The sequence below is a fragment of the Actinomadura gamaensis genome, from assembly GCF_042652125.1.
GTDB classification, from domain to species: Bacteria; Actinomycetota; Actinomycetes; order Streptosporangiales; family Streptosporangiaceae; genus Spirillospora; species Spirillospora gamaensis.
In genome coordinates, this window is the sequence record NZ_JBHSIT010000002.1 from 22,541 (window position 1) to 40,427 (window position 17,887).

The 17,887-nt window shown below is 65.1% G+C and carries 12 protein-coding genes; 2 read left to right on the forward strand and 10 right to left on the reverse strand.

The genetic code is table 11. The features are described from left to right. Positions 1-208: 208 nt before the first annotated feature. Both ACFPCY_RS06015 and ACFPCY_RS06020 read left to right on the forward strand, forming a co-directional pair. Positions 209-6,625: an RHS repeat domain-containing protein gene (locus ACFPCY_RS06015; RefSeq protein WP_378252608.1), complete on the forward strand. Its 6,417-nt coding sequence runs from the start codon at positions 209-211 to the stop codon at positions 6,623-6,625. Positions 6,626-6,644: 19 nt separating this feature from the next. Beyond that, positions 6,645-7,121, forward strand: a complete 477-nt coding sequence (locus ACFPCY_RS06020; protein WP_378252609.1) for a hypothetical protein — start codon at positions 6,645-6,647, stop codon at positions 7,119-7,121. Positions 7,122-7,322: 201 nt separating this feature from the next. Here the strand turns inward: ACFPCY_RS06020 and ACFPCY_RS06025 are convergent, their stop codons facing one another. From ACFPCY_RS06025 to cas3, 10 genes are all read right to left on the reverse strand, one after another. Beyond that, complete coding sequence (locus tag ACFPCY_RS06025) at positions 7,323-7,781, reverse strand: DDE-type integrase/transposase/recombinase (protein ID WP_378252610.1); 459 nt, start codon at positions 7,779-7,781, stop codon at positions 7,323-7,325. Beyond that, a complete protein-coding gene (locus ACFPCY_RS06030) occupies positions 7,673-8,230 on the reverse strand; it encodes an IS3 family transposase (RefSeq protein WP_378252611.1) in 558 nt (185 codons plus the stop codon). The genes ACFPCY_RS06025 and ACFPCY_RS06030 overlap by 109 nt, the downstream gene beginning before the upstream one ends. Further along, positions 8,227-8,499, reverse strand: coding sequence for a transposase (locus ACFPCY_RS06035; protein ID WP_378252612.1), 273 nt, complete (start codon positions 8,497-8,499; stop codon positions 8,227-8,229). The genes ACFPCY_RS06030 and ACFPCY_RS06035 overlap by 4 nt, the downstream gene beginning before the upstream one ends. An 80-nt stretch (positions 8,500-8,579) precedes the next feature. After that, positions 8,580-9,002 carry a DUF6193 family natural product biosynthesis protein gene (locus tag ACFPCY_RS06040; RefSeq protein WP_378252613.1) on the reverse strand — a complete coding sequence of 141 codons (423 nt, stop codon included), beginning with the start codon at positions 9,000-9,002 and terminating at the stop codon, positions 8,580-8,582. A 471-nt stretch (positions 9,003-9,473) separates the two neighbouring features. Continuing rightward, the gene (gene cas6e, locus ACFPCY_RS06045; protein ID WP_378252614.1) at positions 9,474-10,166 is read right to left on the reverse strand and encodes a type I-E CRISPR-associated protein Cas6/Cse3/CasE; all 693 of its coding nucleotides are present in this window, start codon (positions 10,164-10,166) and stop codon (positions 9,474-9,476) included. Positions 10,167-10,172: 6 nt separating this feature from the next. Next, on the reverse strand, positions 10,173-10,919 hold the full coding sequence (gene cas5e, locus ACFPCY_RS06050) for a type I-E CRISPR-associated protein Cas5/CasD (RefSeq protein ID WP_378252615.1): 747 nt from the start codon (positions 10,917-10,919) through the stop codon (positions 10,173-10,175). Beyond that, positions 10,916-12,061 carry a type I-E CRISPR-associated protein Cas7/Cse4/CasC gene (cas7e, locus tag ACFPCY_RS06055; RefSeq protein WP_378252616.1) on the reverse strand — a complete coding sequence of 382 codons (1,146 nt, stop codon included), beginning with the start codon at positions 12,059-12,061 and terminating at the stop codon, positions 10,916-10,918. The genes cas5e and cas7e overlap by 4 nt, the downstream gene beginning before the upstream one ends. A gap of 14 nt (positions 12,062-12,075) precedes the next feature. Then, positions 12,076-12,768, reverse strand: coding sequence for a type I-E CRISPR-associated protein Cse2/CasB (gene casB / locus ACFPCY_RS06060; RefSeq protein WP_378252617.1), 693 nt, complete (start codon positions 12,766-12,768; stop codon positions 12,076-12,078). Between the two features lie 2 nt (positions 12,769-12,770). Continuing rightward, positions 12,771-14,480, reverse strand: a complete 1,710-nt coding sequence (casA, locus tag ACFPCY_RS06065) for a type I-E CRISPR-associated protein Cse1/CasA (protein ID WP_378252618.1) — start codon at positions 14,478-14,480, stop codon at positions 12,771-12,773. After that, positions 14,473-17,175 (reverse strand): CRISPR-associated helicase Cas3', encoded by a 2,703-nt coding sequence (cas3, locus tag ACFPCY_RS06070; protein ID WP_378252619.1) that lies wholly within the window; start codon positions 17,173-17,175, stop codon positions 14,473-14,475. Before cas3 ends, casA begins: the two co-directional genes overlap by 8 nt. Between the last annotated feature and the right edge of the window lie 712 nt (positions 17,176-17,887).

Genomic DNA, 17,887 nt, shown 5'->3' on the forward strand with positions numbered 1-17,887 from the left:
CTCTCATTCTGCCCATGTCCGGGAACCCGAGAGGTTGTTGATGCGTAGTCGCCGGAGAGGCGGCCGCAGGTGGGTCCCGCAGGTATCCACCGCAATGGCCGTTCTGTTGGCGGGGACACTGGCATCTGCCGTGCCCGCCAACGCGACCCCCAAATGGCGCGACCAGCGCCCTCCCACCCAGAAGATGAGGTCGGTCCCCGGGGAGGAGGTGAAAGCCAAACCGTTCACCCGAAGCCCGATCATCGCCGCAGCCGAAAAACCCCTCCCCGAAGGGAGGTGGCCGGACGCGGGCACGGCCACCGTCGACCTGAAGGCGTCGGGAGCCGCGACCGGAGACTCGAACAAAACCGGACTTCGAGCCGCTGATGCCGGAGCACCCGTCAAGGCGGGCGGTCTGCCCATCTGGGTCGGCCGCGGTCCGACGGCTGCACCGAAGCGAGGCCTGGCGGTGCCGCCCGCCACGGCGGAGCGCGTCCAGGTCGACCTGCTCGACCACAAGGCGGCCCAACACCTGGGCGTCGGCGGCATCGTCGTCAAGGTGACGCCCCAAGCGTCACCGGCATCGCCCCCGGCCGGCACCGATGCCCCCGCCGACAAGGGCACCACGGCGAAGGCGGCTCCGCCGGCCACCCCACCGGCGCAGGCGCCGACCGCCGTCAGCGGCCCGGTCGAGGTGACCGTCGACTACGCGGGATTCGCCAACGTCTACGGCGGTGACTTCGGTTCCCGGCTGACACTGGTGGCGCTGCCCGACTGCTCCCTGAACACTCCGCAGCTCAAGCAGTGTCGGACCCGCATTCCCATCAAGGGCGCGCACAACAACGTGCGCGATCAAAAGCTGGTCGCACGGGTCAACGCCCCGGCGACCGGGATGGTGCTGGCCGCCACCGCCGGCCCGTCCGGCCAGGCCGGCGACTACTCGGCGACCTCCCTGTCGCCCTCGGCCACCTGGCAGGTGGCGGCGCAGTCGGGCTCGTTCTCCTGGAAGTACCCCTTCCGGGTGGCACCGGGTCTCGGCGGCCCGACGCCGGAGTTGTCGCTGCAGTACAACTCCGGCGGCATCGACGGCCGGGTCGCCTCGGTCAACAACCAGCCGTCCTGGGTCGGTGACGGCTTCGAGATGGCGCCCGGCTTCATCGAGCGCAAGTACCGCTCGTGCACCGACGACGGCCATGACGACGATGACGGCGATGGCAAGGGCGCCAAGCACGACCTGTGCTGGGGCACCGACAACGCCACCATGTCGTTCGGCGGACGGGCCGGGGAACTGGTCAAGAAGTCGGCCAACGAGTGGCGACTGAAGTCCGACGACGGAACCCGAATCGAGCGCAAGTTCGACGGATTCAACGACGACAAGGACCACGAGTACTGGCTGGTCACCACCCCTGACGGCACTCGTTACTACTTCGGTCGTGGTCGACGCTCCGCCCAGGACGGCCAGCTGCTGAACTCGGCCTGGACGGCCCCGGTCTTCGGCGATGACGACAACGAGCCCTGCCACGCCGACACCTTCGCCTCGTCGTTCTGCAACCAAGGCTGGCGCTGGAACCTGGACTACGTCGTCGACGCGCACGGCAACTCGATGACCTACTTCTACAAGACCGAGTCCAACAAGTACGGCCGCAACGAGGCCGACACCGTCGACAGCTACATCCGCGGCGGCTACCTGGACCACGTCGAGTACGGCCAGCGCGAGGGCAGCGAGACCACCACGCCCGCACCCGCCCGGGTGTCCTTCGGCGTCGAAGAGCGCTGCATGAAGACCGGCTCGGTCACCTGCACCTACGCCGAGTTGAAGAAGGAGACCAAGAACAACTGGCCGGACGTGCCGTTCGACCAGATCTGCACCGGTGAGAAGGACCCCGACGACAAGGACAAGAAGCCGTGTGAGGACCAGCCCGGCCCGTCCTTCTTCACCACCAAGATGCTGTCGAGTCTCACCACCCAGGTCTACGACCCGGCGAGCAAGACCTACAAGCCGGTCGACCAGTGGACCTTCGACCACAAATTCCTGGACGTGGGCGAAGGACTGAGCAGGCAGCTGTGGCTCGACCGGATCCACCACAAGGGTATGGCCACCGGCGCGGGGATCGAGGGCGGTGACCTCACCCTCCCCGACGTCGTCTTCGACCCGGTGCAGCGCGCCAACCGCGTCGACTCCGGCTCCGACAACCGCCTTCCGCTGATCAAGAACCGAGTCCGGGCCATCGTCTCGGAGTCCGGCGGCACCATCTCGGTCAACTACTCCGAGCCCAAGTGCACCCCGGCCGACGTCAAGGACGCCGACCCGGCGACCAACGACCGCTACTGCTACCCGGCGTTCTGGACCCCGATCAACCAATCCACCCCGGTGAAGGACTGGTTCCAAAAGTACGTCGTGGAATCGGTGGTCGAGGACAACCGCACCGGCGGCGGCGTCCCGGTCGAGACCTACTACAAGTACCTGGACAAGCCCGCCTGGCACTGGGACAACAGCGAACTGGTCAAGCACAAGGAACGCACCTGGAGCCAGTACCGGGGCTTCTCCAAGGTCCAGATCGCCAAGGGGCGGCCCGGTCCCGGGCAGCAGGTCACCGAGTTCACCTACCTGCGCGGCATGGACAACGACCGGCTGAACGCCGATGGCACCAAGCGGCGTGACATCAACGTCTCGCTCGGCGCCGACAGTGTCGTGGAGCCGCGCTGGACCGGCGACCCGGTCGGTCGCGTCGCCTCCGTCGCCGACAAGGACCGCTGGCAGGGATACCAGCTCGAACAGGTCACCTACAACAACGGCAAGGTCGTCTCCGGCTCGGTCACCGTCCCGTGGATCTCCGAACCCACCGCGACCGACACCGACGACAAGGCCTACCTGGTCGGCACCGCCCTCACCGAGAACCGCACGGCCCTGGCCGCAGGAGGCTGGCGGCGAACCCGCGTCGACAACACCTACGACGACTACGGGATGCTGCTCACCAGCACCGACATGGGCGACCTCAGCAAGCCCAACGACGAGGGTTGCACGCTCAACACCTACGCGCGCAACAGCGACAAATGGCTGCTGACCCTGGTCGGACGGGTGGAGACCCTCAACGCCAAGTGCGGCGACCCGGCGATCGAACGCCCGAAGAACGTGATCTCCGATGTGAAGACCACCTACAACGGCGCCGGCGACGCGGTCAAGACCGAGAAGATGACCGGCTACACCGACGGCAAGCCGAACTACCTGGCGACCGCCCGAGTCACCTTCGACCCCAACGGACGCGTCCTCACCTCGACCGACGCCAAGGACAACACCACCAAGACCAACTACATCCCCGCCAGCGGCGGCCCGGTCACCGGCATGAGCGTCACCAACCCGCTCGGCCACACCGTGACCTCCACCGTGCAACCGGCCTGGGGCCTGGTCACCGGCACCACCGACGCCAACAAGCGCGTCACCACCATGGTGTACGACTCGCTCGGACATCGCCGCAAGGTATGGCTGCCCGGCAGAGCGACCAGCACCAGCCCGAACCTTGAGTACGAGTACCTGATCCGTCAGAACGACCCGACGGTCATCTCGACCAAGAAGCTGATGCCCAACGGCAACATCAGCACCAGCTACGACCTGTTCGACGGCATGATGCGCAAACGTCAGAGCCAGGTCCCCGGGTCTGCCCTTGACGGTGGCCGCAGCATGACCGAAACCGTCTACGACAGCCGCGGCCTGGCGATCGAGGACAACGGGCCGTTCTGGAACAAGGACGCCCCCACCACCTCGCTGCTGAACGTCACCGCCGGCGACCTGCCGACCCAGACCGTCACCGAATACGACGGCGCGGGACGGAAGATCAAGCAGACCGCACGCAGCCGCAACGAAGAACTGTGGTCCACCACCACCACCTACGGTGGCGACCGGGTCAGCGCCACCCCGCCCAGGGGCACCACGCCGACCACCACCCTGGTCGACGCCCAAGGCCGCACCACCGAGTTGTGGCAGTACAAGGGCACCACCCCCGAAGGCGAGCACGACACCACCCGCTACACCTACAACAAGGGCAACCAGCTGGCGTCGGTCACCGACCCGGCCGGAAACACCTGGACCAACGAATACGACACCCTCGGGCGACTCGCCAAGACCACCGACCCCGACAAGGGCGACAGCGAGACCCACTACAACGACCTGGACCAGGTCGAATGGACCAGCGACGCCGAAGGCCGCAAGCTCTACTACGCCTACGACGCCCTGGGTCGCAAGACCTCCGTCCGGGCCGGCTCGGCCACCGGCACGCTGCTGACATCGTGGTCCTACGACCAGACCAAGCTGCCCGACGGGACCGTCGCCAAGGGCCAACCCAGCAGCTCCACCCGCTACGTCGGCGGTGAGACCGGAGCCAAGTACGTCACCTCCGTCACGGGCTACGACGACGGCTACCGCCCCAAGGGCTCGTCGCTGACCGTTCCTTCGGTGCCAGGCGAGGAGAAACTCGCCAACACCTATACCGCGACGGCCGCCTACAGGGACGACGGCACCCTGGACTCCACCACGCAACCCGCAGTCGGTGGACTGCCCCAGGAGACCATCCGCACCGGCTACGACCTCAACGGTCTGCCAGTGTTCACCAAGGGCCAGTCCACCTACGTCATGGAGGCCAAGTACTCCAACTTCGGCGAGCCCTACCAGTACACGCTCGGCCTGTCGTCGGCCGACAAGTGGGTCTCGCTGACCTACGGCTACGAGGACGCGACCCGCAGGCTCACCGAAGCCCGCGTCGACCGGGAAGGCACCGGAGGCGGCAACCCCGACTCCCACGTCTTCTACAACTACGACGACACCGGCAACCCCCTGCAGATCGCCGACAAACCCGAAGGCAAGCCCGCCACCCAGCACGACGTCCAATGCTTCCAGTACGACTACCTGCGTCGACTGACCGAAGCCTGGGCCCAGGGGGCGGGAGCCTGCGCCGCCAAGCCCGCCCAAGACACCGTCGGCGGAGTCGCCCCCTACTGGGAGTCGTTCTCCTACGACGCGGTCGGCAACCGCACCGGCCAGGTCAGCCACAAGGCCGCAGGCGACACCAGCCGCACCTACTTCTACCCGGCTCCGGGCTCACCACAGCCGCACACCCTCAAGGGAGTGACCCAGACAGGTCCGGACGGCAACAAGTCCGAGACCTACACCTACGACAAGACCGGTAACACCAAGACCCGCCAGCTCCCCGGCTGGAACTCCACCCTCGACTGGGACGTCGAAGGCCACCTGGCCAAGAACACCGACACCGGAAAGGGCACCACCGAATTCCTTTACGACGCGGGCGGAAACCGCCTGTTGAGGCGGGAGGCCGGAAGCGCCACCGTCTACCTCGGCGGCACTGAGATCAAGCTCGACAAGAAGACCGGGCAAATTTCCGGAACCCGCTACTACAGCCACAACGGCACCACCGTCGCCGTCCGCGATAACTCCGGCAAGGTCACCTTCCTGGCAGGCGACCACCATGGCACCAACGACATCGCCATCGACGCCAAGACGATGACGGTGACGCAACGCCGTTTCCTGCCCTTCGGTAATCCGCGAGACGGCAATTACGGCTCGTGGCCCACTGACAAGGGGTTCGTCGGCGGCACGGTCGACTCCTCGACCGGACTCGTCCACCTGGGAGCACGCCAGTACGACCCCAACACCGGCCGCTTCATCTCCCTGGATCCCGTGGTCGACACCAGCGACCCCCAGCAGATGCACGGCTACTCCTACTCCTACAACAACCCCCTGGCCTTCACCGACCCCACTGGACTGTGGGGCTGGTCAGACTGGGGCCATCTCACCCTTGACGTCATCGGCTACGTCCCCGTTGTTGGCGAAGTCGCCGACGTCGCCAACGGAGTCTGGTACGCCGCTGAAGGCAATTACGTGGATGCCGGTCTCTCCTTCGGTTCCGCGATCCCCCTCGTTGGCTACGGTGCCAGCGCAGCCAAGGCGCTGAAAACTGCCGATAAGGCGGTCGAGGGTGTCGATACGGTCAAGGACATCGCCAAAACCGCCGACAAGGCGGAAGATTTCGTCAAAACAAGTGACAACCTGACGCCGCCGAACACCAACACCTTCGCCAAAAAGGCACCCGAAAATCCGGCTCCAGCGAAGCCTCGCGAGCAGCCAGCAGCTAAGGGCAAAGCCGACGATGGAGGGTCACCATCCGGCAGCAAGGGTGACAAGGGAGGCGGTCGCGGCGACGGGGAGTCTGGTGGCCGTGGATCCAGCGGAGGGCAGAAGAAGAGCGATGCCGAACTGAGCGCTGATGCGAAGGCCATTCACAAGGCGCACGCCGACGGGGGAAGCACTCCGCTACGTCAGAAGTTCCGAGACCAGAAGACTACGGTCGCTGTGGGTGAGCTAGACGGGGAACTGGTCTACACTGTCAACCGTAACAAGACGTCCCCGCAGATGCGTGACAAGGCGGACGAGCTTGGATACCGGCGGGTTAATGGCAAGAGGTTCACGGGACCGGATCAGACCGATGCCGAGCAAGTCATGCTGAATGCAGTTGACCAGGGCGCGCTTCCTGCTTCTGGACGCGTAGCGCCTAGCCGTCCCGCGTGTGGGAGGAAGAGACAAGACTGCGCCGGTCGATTCGAAAACTATCCAGATATTAGACTGATCGACCCCTAGCGAAAGAGGCTGAATAGGAATGCTACTCTGGGACCTTGAAATGAAGCCTTTCAAGGAGGAGATCTCACTACTCTCGCCAAGGCGACGGCTGCGCGTTGCCGCCGATGCGTTGGAATGGACGCTCGGTACGTTCGATTCGAGGATCGACGAGGTGGCTGCGGAGGCGGTTCGGAGTAGCATTTCTCAGCTACGAGATGAGGAATCTCGAGGGAACGTCTCTCCTTCCACACCTGAAGGGCTTGAGGGGCGAGTGGAAGAGTATCTCGCTCGAAGCGATGACCTGGGAGTGGAGCAGCTTCTCATGGGAACTGTGAACTGCTTTGAGTTGCCCGAGACGGGCATGGGAGTAGATTACCTCTACACGACTCTCTCCGATTGCTACGAGTCGATTCTGGATCGAGAAGAGATAGATATCGTAACTCCAGAAGCGGAGCGCAATCACCCTCGCCTGGTAGAGGCTATTCGAGTCCAACAGGAATTGATTCGCCGAGCTTGAGGTCATTGTTGATCTTCGGACGGATGCCCAGCCTTTGCTACTTCAAAGGTTGGGCATCTTGCGTTGTCGCTAAAAGTCCGGTGCGCCTTTGAAGCTTCCAATAGACGCGGCGCTGCTCGGGGCTCTAGTGCCCCGAGCGCAGTTGGTGACTGCGATTTGGAGGGCCCCGGCGTTTCCGGACTGTAAAACCTGTGCGGTTACTTACGCAGCTTCATGCGATCTCAGGTACTCGTTACGGACCTCTTGAGGGGGCCGGTACCCGTTCGCCGTGTGGAGACGGGTACGATTGTCGAACAATTCTATATAGCGCGCAATGTCGCGCATCGCCCGTTCTCTTGTGGGGTAGACGGTCCGGTAGACGCGTTCTTTCTTGAGGGTGGCGAAAAACGATTCCGCGGAGCTGTTGTCGAAGCAGGTTCCGGTCCGGCCGAGAGATTGCCGCAGGTCGAGAGCTGCCAGGAGTTCGGCGTAGGCGTGGCTGGTGTAATTGCTACCACGGTCGGAATGCGCAATGCACCTGGAGGCGAGAGGGTGGTTGGCTGCGGCCATGCTCATGGCGTCTGCGATGAGCTCGGTTCGGAAATGATCCGCCATCGCGTAACCGATGACTTCCTTGTTGAAGCAGTCGATGACGGTCGCCAGATAACCTTGCCTTCCCATGTTTTGATCTCGGTGATGTCGGCGATCGGCTTCATGTACGGGATGTCGGCGGTGAAGTCTCGCCGGACCAGATCAGGGATCTTCGCGAGGTCCTTGGCCTGCACGGTCAGGGACTTGGGCTTGCTGACCTGGCAGGGCACCAGGCCCAAGCCACGCATCAGGCGGCGGATCAGCTCGTCGCCGGCCTCCTCGCCCTGGCACAGCAACTCGGCGTGCACGCGCCGATATCCATAGGTCTCGTCACTGTCCTCGAAAATCGTCTTGATCTGCGCCCTCAGCCGTTCCTGGCGTTCCGCCGTGGCGCTGAGCGGACGATTCCGCCACTCGTAATAGCCGGACTTGGAGACGCCCAGCCACCCGAACATCTGGCCCAGCGACGGAGCTCCGACCGCATTCGCGGTCTTGCCCTCGACATACTCAGCCGCGATGAACTCGTATTTGTCGGTCACCGCTGCTCCGACGCAAAGTATGTCGCGACTTCTTCCAAGAACGCGACCTTCTGCCGCAGTTCTCGGAGTTCCCGCTCGGCCTCACGGAGCCGCGCCCGATCCGCCAACTCCAGTGACGGCTCACCATCGGCACCCTTCGCCCGATAAGCCTTCACCCAATTCGACAACGTGGTGGCACTGACCCCGAGACTCTTCGCCACCGACACGATCGACTTCGAGTTCTCCACCACCTCCCGAGCCGCTTCCTCACGGAACTCGGGCGAGAACATACCTCTACCCGCCACACCCACCCCTACCTTCCGGACAGACCCTAACTCTGAGGTCCACAGTCCGGAAGGTCGGGGGCAGCTCAGACGGCGATGGCGACCGCTTCGGCGAGTGTGGTGACGTGGTGTAGAGGGGGGCCGTTCGACCATTGCCTGATGGTGTAGTCGCCGGTGCCCCGGGGTGATTCGATCGAGACGAAGGTCAGGGTGTTGTAGAGGACGTCGGGGGCGGCGGCGAAGCCGAGGGCCCAGTGGCTGGTGTAGGGATAGAGCTTGCGGAGTTTCGGTTCGGCGTGAGCGGTCTCGATGAGCGCCTGGTACTGCGGCCAGCCGACGGTGGCGGCCTCCTTGCGCATCCACTGCCATTCCGAGGCGGTGACGTCGGTGGGGTTGTTGTCGGGCACCTCGAAACGTCCGGTCAGCAGATCGAAGGACGCGGCTTGTCCGATCTGTTCAAGAGGTGCTCCTTCGGCCCAGCCGCGGATCACACGGGGGAGTTCACGCATGTCGGTGGTGTTTCCGCACATCATGATTCTGTTGTTGGACGAACCCCAGAGGGACCACCTTCGTTCGTGATGCCAGGCTATGACTGACCCGCCCCGAAAGGTTCCGGACAACCTCCCCATTAGACTGGGGGTGTCCGGAAAGGCGATAAAGGTTTGGTTCGTTCGAAGAGATCATTCTCTCCCGAGTACCGGGTCCATGCCGAGTACCTGAACAGCCAGCTCGCAGCGTGAGTTAACCCTCCAAACCAGCTGTCCGGAACCTTCAGGGCGCCTCACGCGCCACGTGGGCGATGGGGCGCGGACCATCCAAGACCATGCGGACGGCCTCGCCCTTGAAGACCTGGGAGAAGTACCGCCCTTTACGCCTTGCCAATGACCTTCCTTCCGGTTCGTCCACAATCCTAGCTATGGACGTGTCCGGAAGATCCGGGGCACCTCACTCCCAGCGCATGGTCCGGGACTGTCGAGCGGTCATTCCGCCGGACCTGGACGAGCAACGGTGAGCAGTCCGCAGCCGTAGGCGCGGGCACGGCCGATGCCGCGGACGAGAGTGGCGCGCAGGACGGTTTCGTCAGTGATCTCCAGCAGACCTTGAAACGTCACACGGTGAAGGGTGACCTGTTTGGTCCCCTGACCTCGGGTGAACTTGATGCGATGACGGTCGACGACGCGGAGGTTATAGGCCTGTTCGGACGGCAAGGGATGCGCTGTCGGGGACGGAAGGATGACAAAGCCGGCCCTGGACGACTGCTCGAGCAGCCAACCAGTCTGCTGTTCCACCGTGACGTGCGGCCGCCGGATGCCACGCTGCCCACGGCGGGCGATGACGTAAGTGGGATTGGCGGTCAGGCGAAACGCGTACCGCTGGCCCGTCTTGAGCTGCTGCAGGAGCGGCTCGTAGGACTTCGTGGCCCACGACGGGACGTCCGAGCGAGGCCATCCGGCCTGCTCGACCAGATGGGTAAGGTCGGGCCGATGTGCCGAGACGATGTACAGGGAGAGTCGGTGGGTGGACTCGGTGTCTGCGCGCCACAAGACACGGTCGTCGGGAGACAGGATGGGGGGAAATCCTGCCATCACTGCCGCATGCATCCGCTGGGGGCTGCCCAGCAGATGGATCGCACCGGCTCGGCGCGGATTGAGGAAGGCACGTGTCAGGTACATGGGCACCTATCCGAGCAGGTCCATGGGGTCGTGAGGAGGGGCGATGTCGCGGTCGGGGCGGACTGGAACAGCGACTCGCTTGTGGGTGACGGTGCGTGGGCCGAAACGTCGTAGGGAAGGCAGCGAAGGGAATGGCAGGTCGGTCAGCACGTCGTCCCCTTCGTGATCATCAAGGACGACTTCGCAAAGCACGTGCTCGTGACCGCGGTGGCGGTGCCTTTCCGCGGGGCCTGCCTGCCAGGCTGCCTGCTGCAACGCCACCTCAACCGACGGGTGGGGGGTAAGGTCCATCAGCACCGGCCGCGACGGCGGGCATGAGCGGCGTCCGAGATACAGCGGATGTCGCGGATGGCGGAGCGCTTCGGCGAGGTGAGCGATGTCGCGTCCCTGGAGTGCGGCGACGAACACAGCGTCGGTCAGGTAATGGCGGCGCGTGACCTTGGTCGAGTCCTTGGGTTGCAGGGTGGCTCCGGACGCGGTCGGCAGCCGCCGCAAGGCCGGGTCAGCGCTTCGGGACGCCGCGGTGACGACGTGGTAGTCGACCAGCAGCGCTCCAGGTTGGTCGACGCGGACACCGAAGTCGAGCATGGTCAGGTCGGTCAGGTCGGCTCCGCGTGGGCGGCCCAGTGCCGAGGCGAGCAGCCCGATCACGCCGGACTTGGTGGGTGCAGTGCGGGTACTTCGCGTGTTGTGGCGGCTGGCGATGCCCCAACACTGGAGGGGGCCGGCGAGGCGCAGCAGCAGAACGCTCATGTCGTGATCTGCTCGGCCAGCACTTGGCGAACGGCGTCCAATGCTGAGGCGAGCGGTTGAGCGGCGGGAAGGTCGATCTGCTTTTCGTCGCGGACCCGGTTCCCGAGCCAGGCAGGGTAGACCAGAGCGCTGCTGACAGGCCCGGTGCCGTACATCTCGTCCTGCTGACCGTGATAGGTGAACAGTTGCGCGACGGAGGCGGGGACGATGCCGCCCTCAGGCGCCTTGATCGGTTCTTCGAACGCGCCGACGAGGTTGACCGGCTGGTCGGCGCGGACGCTGAGCAGGATCAGGTCGGGCCGGGTGTGAGCGGCGAAGGTGTTCTGCTTGCCGGTGGGCATGGCGGTGGCGAAGGTACGAGCGAACGCCAACGTCAAGTCGAGGGTCCGGTCGATTTCGCCGTCCAGGTTGGCCAGGAGATCGCGGATCGAGACCGTGGCGAATCGGTACAAGGTCGCGGAGTTGAACTCGATGGTGCCGATCATTCCCGCGCCGGTCTCGTCCTGGCGGCGTGATTCATCATCGACAGCGGTGAAGTAGTCGAACTGGTCGGCGACGACCTTATGGGTCGACAGGGCGTGCGCGACCTGGCAGGCGGCGTCGACGTTCAGCTCGGGGGCGTCGGCGATCATGCGCCCGAACAGGGCGACGGCCCCGGCGTGCCCCTTGATGCCGAGTTCGTGCAGAGCGAGCCCGGTGATGCGTTCGCGCAGCAGGTCCGGTTCGTCAGCGACCTGTTCGAGGTTGGCGGCCACCAGGGTGTCGGCGACCCGTTCGACCTGGTCGTGGCCGAGGAACAGCATGTACTCGGTGATCGGCTTGTTCTTGGCGAGCTTGACTTTCTTGAACAGCGCCAGGGTGGCGGCGGTGCCGATGAGGTCGGATGCTGCGCCCAAGGCCGGGCGGCGGGCGGTGACGGCGTCGCCGATGACGCGGGGGAGCTGTCGGGTGCGCAGCCCACCGTCCTTCGCCAGGTCGGGATCGGCCAGGAATACGTCGCGGACAGCGCGTTTCCATGACTGGGAGGATACGCGGGCGCGCAGCACACCTCCGTAGATCGCGGACTTGGGGCTTCCGGATTCGTCGCGGTTCAGGTTGGACGGGGGGACGGATTGCAGCACGTGGACGTCCAGGAATGTCATCGTGATGCTCCTCGCTAGTTGGATGGGGTGTCAGGGTGGTCGGCTTGGCTCGCATCGTCCGGGCCGGAGTCGTCTGCGCCGGAGGGGACCCAGCGGTAGTCCAAACCCCAGCGCCGGCGCACTCGCGCCCGACGCTCGGAGTCGGGCCATTGCTCCAGGTCGCCGGCCAGCATGATGTAGTCCAAGGCGATGGCATGCCGGCGCAACTGGGGGACCAACACGCGCAGGTGGCCGATCACCTCCTCCGTGCTGTCGGCGGTCATCGCGGCCAGGAAACGCCGATCCACCCCCTCGGCGGTGCCGTCCTTCAACGCGCTGTGGAGACGGCCCGTGGCCTTACCCACGCTGGGCCCGGGCCAGCCGAGGGGGCTCTGCGGGTCGGAGAACTGATGCATCGGCCGGTCCTGCGACTGCTGATGGAAGGCATACAGAGCCAAGACGTAGTGGGTGGCGGCTTCCACGCGCGCCTGAGCCTGCTCCCCCCAAGATGCCGGGACCGCCAGGCTGACCGGTGCGATGTACTGAAACATCGCCGGCTCTTCCATCGGTCGTTTGGCCAAGCCGCGTCGGCACGCCGCAAGCCCCGCCCGATCGAAGTCCGGCTCGCCGTTGCGATGGATGACGAAACCTTCCAAGACCTTGGCCAACTCACGCTGCCACTGAGGGCGGTCGCCCGCAGGGCGGGACCTGTTGGGTGTGGTGGTCACGGCTAAATCTCCTGGTCGGGCCGGGGTAGATCGTTGTTGAGGGCCTTGCGGAACCAGAACTCGGCGAGGGCGGCGGAGATCCACTCGCTGCGGTCCCGGTTGATGCGGACACGGCGGCCTCGGATCGCGGTAGGCGGCACGCCAAGCAGTAGGTTGTCGGCGATCTGGAAGGTCCGTGCACGGACGTCGGAACGCCACTCGTCGCGTGCTTGCTGCTGCGACACCCGTGCCGTCCGCTGAGGGGCATGGGCACCCAGGCCGGCCAGCCATCGTCGGAACAGCTGGTCGAGCGTGGCGTAGAGGATCATTTGAGCGTTGTCTCGGCGGGATCCCAGCACCCGATCGTCTCGACAACCCGCGGCCTTCGCCAGGTTGGTCGCCAAGTGCCCCAGGTGACGGGCGGCGGTTTCGGCATCGCGGACGCCGTCCAAGGCGACGCTCTCCCAGTTCTGGTCCGCGCGCAGCACAGCCACCGGCAGCGGAAGGTCATCAAGGTAGGTTTCCTCGATCACTGCGTTCTGGTTCCCGTAGCTCATACCGACGGCGCGCAGCAGCAGCGGATGCCCACGCAATTGTTCGGCGAACTCGCCGTCGGCTAGACCTCGAAGCTGAACCAGAACGCTCGCCGGTTTGCGCTCCGAGCCGGAAGGCTCGGTGGCTTGCTGATGCGGCAGGATCGTGCCGAGTCCTCGCCAGAGCTGACGACCAGGACGATGGGTGACCGGCATGTAGACCTCGCGCCCGAGCTTGGCCGGCTGAGTCTTGCTGCGCCGCCAGGCGGTCTGCGGTTCTGTCTGAAACAGATCCTCGCTGCGTAGGCGGTCACCCGCGCAAACGATGATCCGCTGGATCCGGGGCCCGTCGGCGGCAGGGGCGACGACCAGCCGGACGCGGCGGCTGAGCCAGGTATACAGATCGAGCAGACCGGCGGGGGTGCGTTCTCGCCACGTCGCATCAGCGGCGGGGCGTTCCCACGACGGCTGGTCTCCCGAACCGCTGATCTCGTTCTTCAAAATCATCAGGTTGAACAGCAGGGTGTGCCACAGCGTCTGCCCTGTCGGAATCAGCACCCCCATCTGGCCGAGAGGACCGGTGGGATTCCCCGTCGTCTTACCGGCCTTGGCCTTAGGATCCCCGGCGGCGGCTGTCTTGATTGCGGCGGTGTCCCAGGCGTGAGCGTGCAGCAACCAGCGGGCGGCCTCCGCCGGCGTCAGCGCGGGCGGCTGATCATCTCGGACCGAGCAGAACAACGGCGTGTTGTTGCCCGCCGCCAGGTAGGGGATGACCAGGGAGATCGTCTTGGTGTCGCCGCTCGCGCTGCGCAGCCCGGCGACCTGCCCGAACGGCGTTTGGGGGTGAAACAGGTCGAAGCGATGCCGAACCTGGTCCAGGTACTGGTCGATCCGGTCAGCCGGCAACTTTCCCAACTCCCACAGCGCGCCCCATTCATCACGGGAGCGGGGCCCGGGATTGGCGCCCTGACCGACGGCGCGATGGATCACCGCCAACATCATCCGCACGATCGGGGGGTACTGGGTGGCGGTGTCCAGGACCAGGTCCTGAACCTGATGCGCCTGATGAAGCAGGTCGCGAAGAGACAGAGCCCGAGCGGTGCCATCCAGCAGCAGACACGGCAGCCACGGTTCGTCCACCAGGTTGAACGTGAGGGGCGGTGACTGCTGCTGAGGCGGACCGGATGCGCGCTCAAGCACGAGCGTCCTCCAAACCGATGACAGGGTCGTAACTGACCAGACGATCGCCCATGCGCAGCGGACCCGCCGGAGGAAGAAGCAGCACGCGGGCCCGTGACAGCCAGGGAACATGGCGCCAGGCCTGCACCAGGAAACTCTGCTCCAGGGCAGCATCGGTGAGCTGCTGAGGAAGGCGGATGGCCTGGTCGAGAATCGTGTCGATCGCCTGGCTCGATGGCTGGCGACGGAGCGGGATCTCAAGGAGGCTGCCAGCCGACACAGTAAGACCGCTTTCTGCGGCATCGCCGCTGGTTGTCGCCCGCAGCAAGATGACCTCAACCGTGCGAGGCCCCAGCCTTACCGTTGCGTGGACATCGGGATCGTCCTCGTCCCGCGCCTCACCGATGTCGCCGATCTCGGCCAAGGACTCACAATCAGGTGGCGGCAGAATGATTTGACGTGCCGCCAACGCCATTGCCTCCAGCACGTCCTGGTGATCCTCAGCGGCCCGGCGCAAATCACGCTGCCAGCAGTCCGGACCGATTCGCGCAGTCCCGTACACCTGCTCGATCAGGGCAGGGATATCGCGGGGCAGGTCGATGTGGTCGCGTCCCCACAGAGCTGCCGCGGTTCGCCAGAGCAGGTGCTCTCCATACACCAGCGCGCTCCCATACGGCACCCTAGGCGGCCCGTCCGGTACCGCGGCGTGCCCTGCGACCAGTAGCCGCGGCCGCTTCACTGCCTCGGGCCGGTTGTCGCGAGCATGACGATGGACGCGCCCCAGACGCTGCAGAAGCAGGTCGACCGGCGCCAAGTCGCTAACACCGACGTCGAAATCGACATCCAGTGACTGCTCAGCTACCTGGGTCGCCACCACCACATGCGGGCTCGGCCGGTCCTTGCGCTCCGGCCCGAAATCGGCAACCAGCAGCTCGTCACGAGCGCGACGATCGGCGACGGTGAATCTGGAGTGAGCCAGACTCACCGCATCAGTGCCCAGCTTCTCAGCGAAAGCGCGCCAGGTCTGCTGGGCCCGTCGGACGGTATTGCGGACGACCAGCGCGCTACCGCCGTCGGCCAGCAGATCCGACACGGTGTTGACGACCTGGCCGGCGGAGGCTCCCGGCTCGTCGAGCAAGTCCAACCGCACCTGCGGGCCAGTGGTCGCTCGCGCGGACACGACCTGAACGTGGGACGCGTCACGTGCTGCCCAACTCAGCTGCGGATAGGTCGGTGCCTCAGTGGTGTGTTTTAGCGCCTGACCGGAGTAGGCGTCCAGCAAGTCCTGACGCACCCGCCTCGGCAACGTCGCAGACAACAACGCCACCGGGACCTCAAGGGCACCAAGCCACGACAACACCCGCCGCAAAATGGTCGACATATAGGCGTCGTAGGCATGGACCTCGTCGATGACCACCACCTTGCCGACCAAGCCGAGCATGCGCAGGGCGACATGACGCGCGGCGACCCCGGCAAGCAGGACCTGATCGACGGTGCCGACGACTACCGGCGCCAGCAGCCTCTTTTTGCCTCCCGACAACCACTGCGAGGCGGTGATTCCGCCATCGCACTCGTCGATCCCCACGCCCCGCGGTAGGAACAGCTGCCGGTACTCTTCCTGCCGCCGTGCCTTGCCGTGCGCGAGCGCCACCGTTGTCTTGGCGTCCTGCTCACCCAGCCACGCACTCACCCGCGTGAACATCTGGTTGCTGGTGGCCTGTGTCGGCAGTCCCACGAAGATGCCCTGCGCACCGGTGTGCACCCCGAGCACTTCCGCCGCGGCCAACGCCGCCTCGGTCTTGCCGTCGCCCATCGGCGCTTCGATGATCACAAGCCCGGCGCCGCTGGCCTCCTGCGCCAGGTGGAGGGCCTTCACCTGCACGTCACGAGGTGTAGCGATCTTCGGCCAGCGTGCAGGGAAGAACGTCCCTGGTGCGGTCGAGGCCAGCCGACGGTCAGGCTGCCACATCTCTCGCAACCCGATCAGTTCCCGGATTCGCTCGGTGGCCGCCGCGGACGCTTGAAGGTAGTCGTCGCCGAACGGGGCCCGATAGTCATACAGGGACTCGTTGCTGGCTAGCCAGTCGGCGAGGATGACCGCCCCGGCAAGACACACCTGCACTGGAACCGAAAACCGAACCGCTCTCCACTGTGCAGGATCGGCCCCGAAGTGATCGGTGACCGCCTCGAACAGCTCTCGCCGAACCTCGGCCCATCGCGGATGCTCATACGTCAACGCCCGCCGCGCCGTGCTCTGCCACAAAGGGCTGGGGAAAGCCCCGTGATGGCCACCAAGGACCAGGGCGGGCCCCTCCGGTTCGTCCCAACCGTATTCCTCCAGCAGCTCCCAAAGCGCTGACGCCGACACCAAGGAGTGCGGAGTCTTGGTGCGCTCACTGAAGGGGAGTCCCGCACCGCGCCCCAGGCGCGCATGCCAGGCGCTCTTGGACTGAAAGTCCGACGCCTTACCGAGATCATGAAGGCCGGCGAGCCAACTCATCAGCCGTTCGGCCTCGACCTCGTCTCCAGCCATGCCCTCAGCCAACTGGGACTTCAGCCTCGGGGGCAGAAACTCTCGCCACAGCCAACCAGCGACATGGCCGGCGTCGACCAAGTGCGCGATCAAGGGATGCCACGCCTCGGCCGAGATCGACTTGTTCCGGCTGGCCTCACCGGTCTTCCCCCACACCGCACGTGCCGCGCCCGACAATTCCACGAGGCCCCCTCAAAAACGACTGTCATCGTTCTACAACCGACCACCGACAGATTTCCGGTGATCGCTGAGGCCGGTCGGCCCAGCAACAGACGACCCCAGTTCCGGTCAGGCGATAATCCCCGCTCGTGCGGGGCAGGTTTTCAGGCAAGTTCCCAACAAGGGATGATCTCCGTAACCGCAGAGCGCCGAGACCTTCCACCAAAGTAACCCGTGAGCGTGCCGCAGCGGGTCGCATTCATCGAGGACGGTCATCAACTTGTTAGGAACGTGGTCCACGACGTTGGGTTGAGTGACTCATACCAGGATCGGCAGCTCACTTGTCCGTCCCGTTTGGCGCCTGTACAGATAAGGAGCCGCGCATCACAGACCCAAAGACGGAGGGCAGATGGATCTGAGGAAGATCGTGGGTGGATGGCCCACACCCAGCTGGACCAGAGACGTGCCGCACTATAAAGTGCGCGGATGCCTGGTCACATGGCTGCTCATCGATTCCCTGCTGCGGCATCTCACCTTCGCCATCGGGTGGCACTGATCGCACTGCTGGGAAAGTTCCAGCGGCGTTGAGTGCTCGGACGCTACCCAGCCAGCCTCTGGGTAGCGTCCTCGCAGCTGTGAGCTCATGACGCACCCAATTGCCGTGTGGGGCTAAAGGGCCAGCAACTACTGAGTTGTCAGTCAGATTATTCGACAGACCCGAACCCTGTTCCACCGG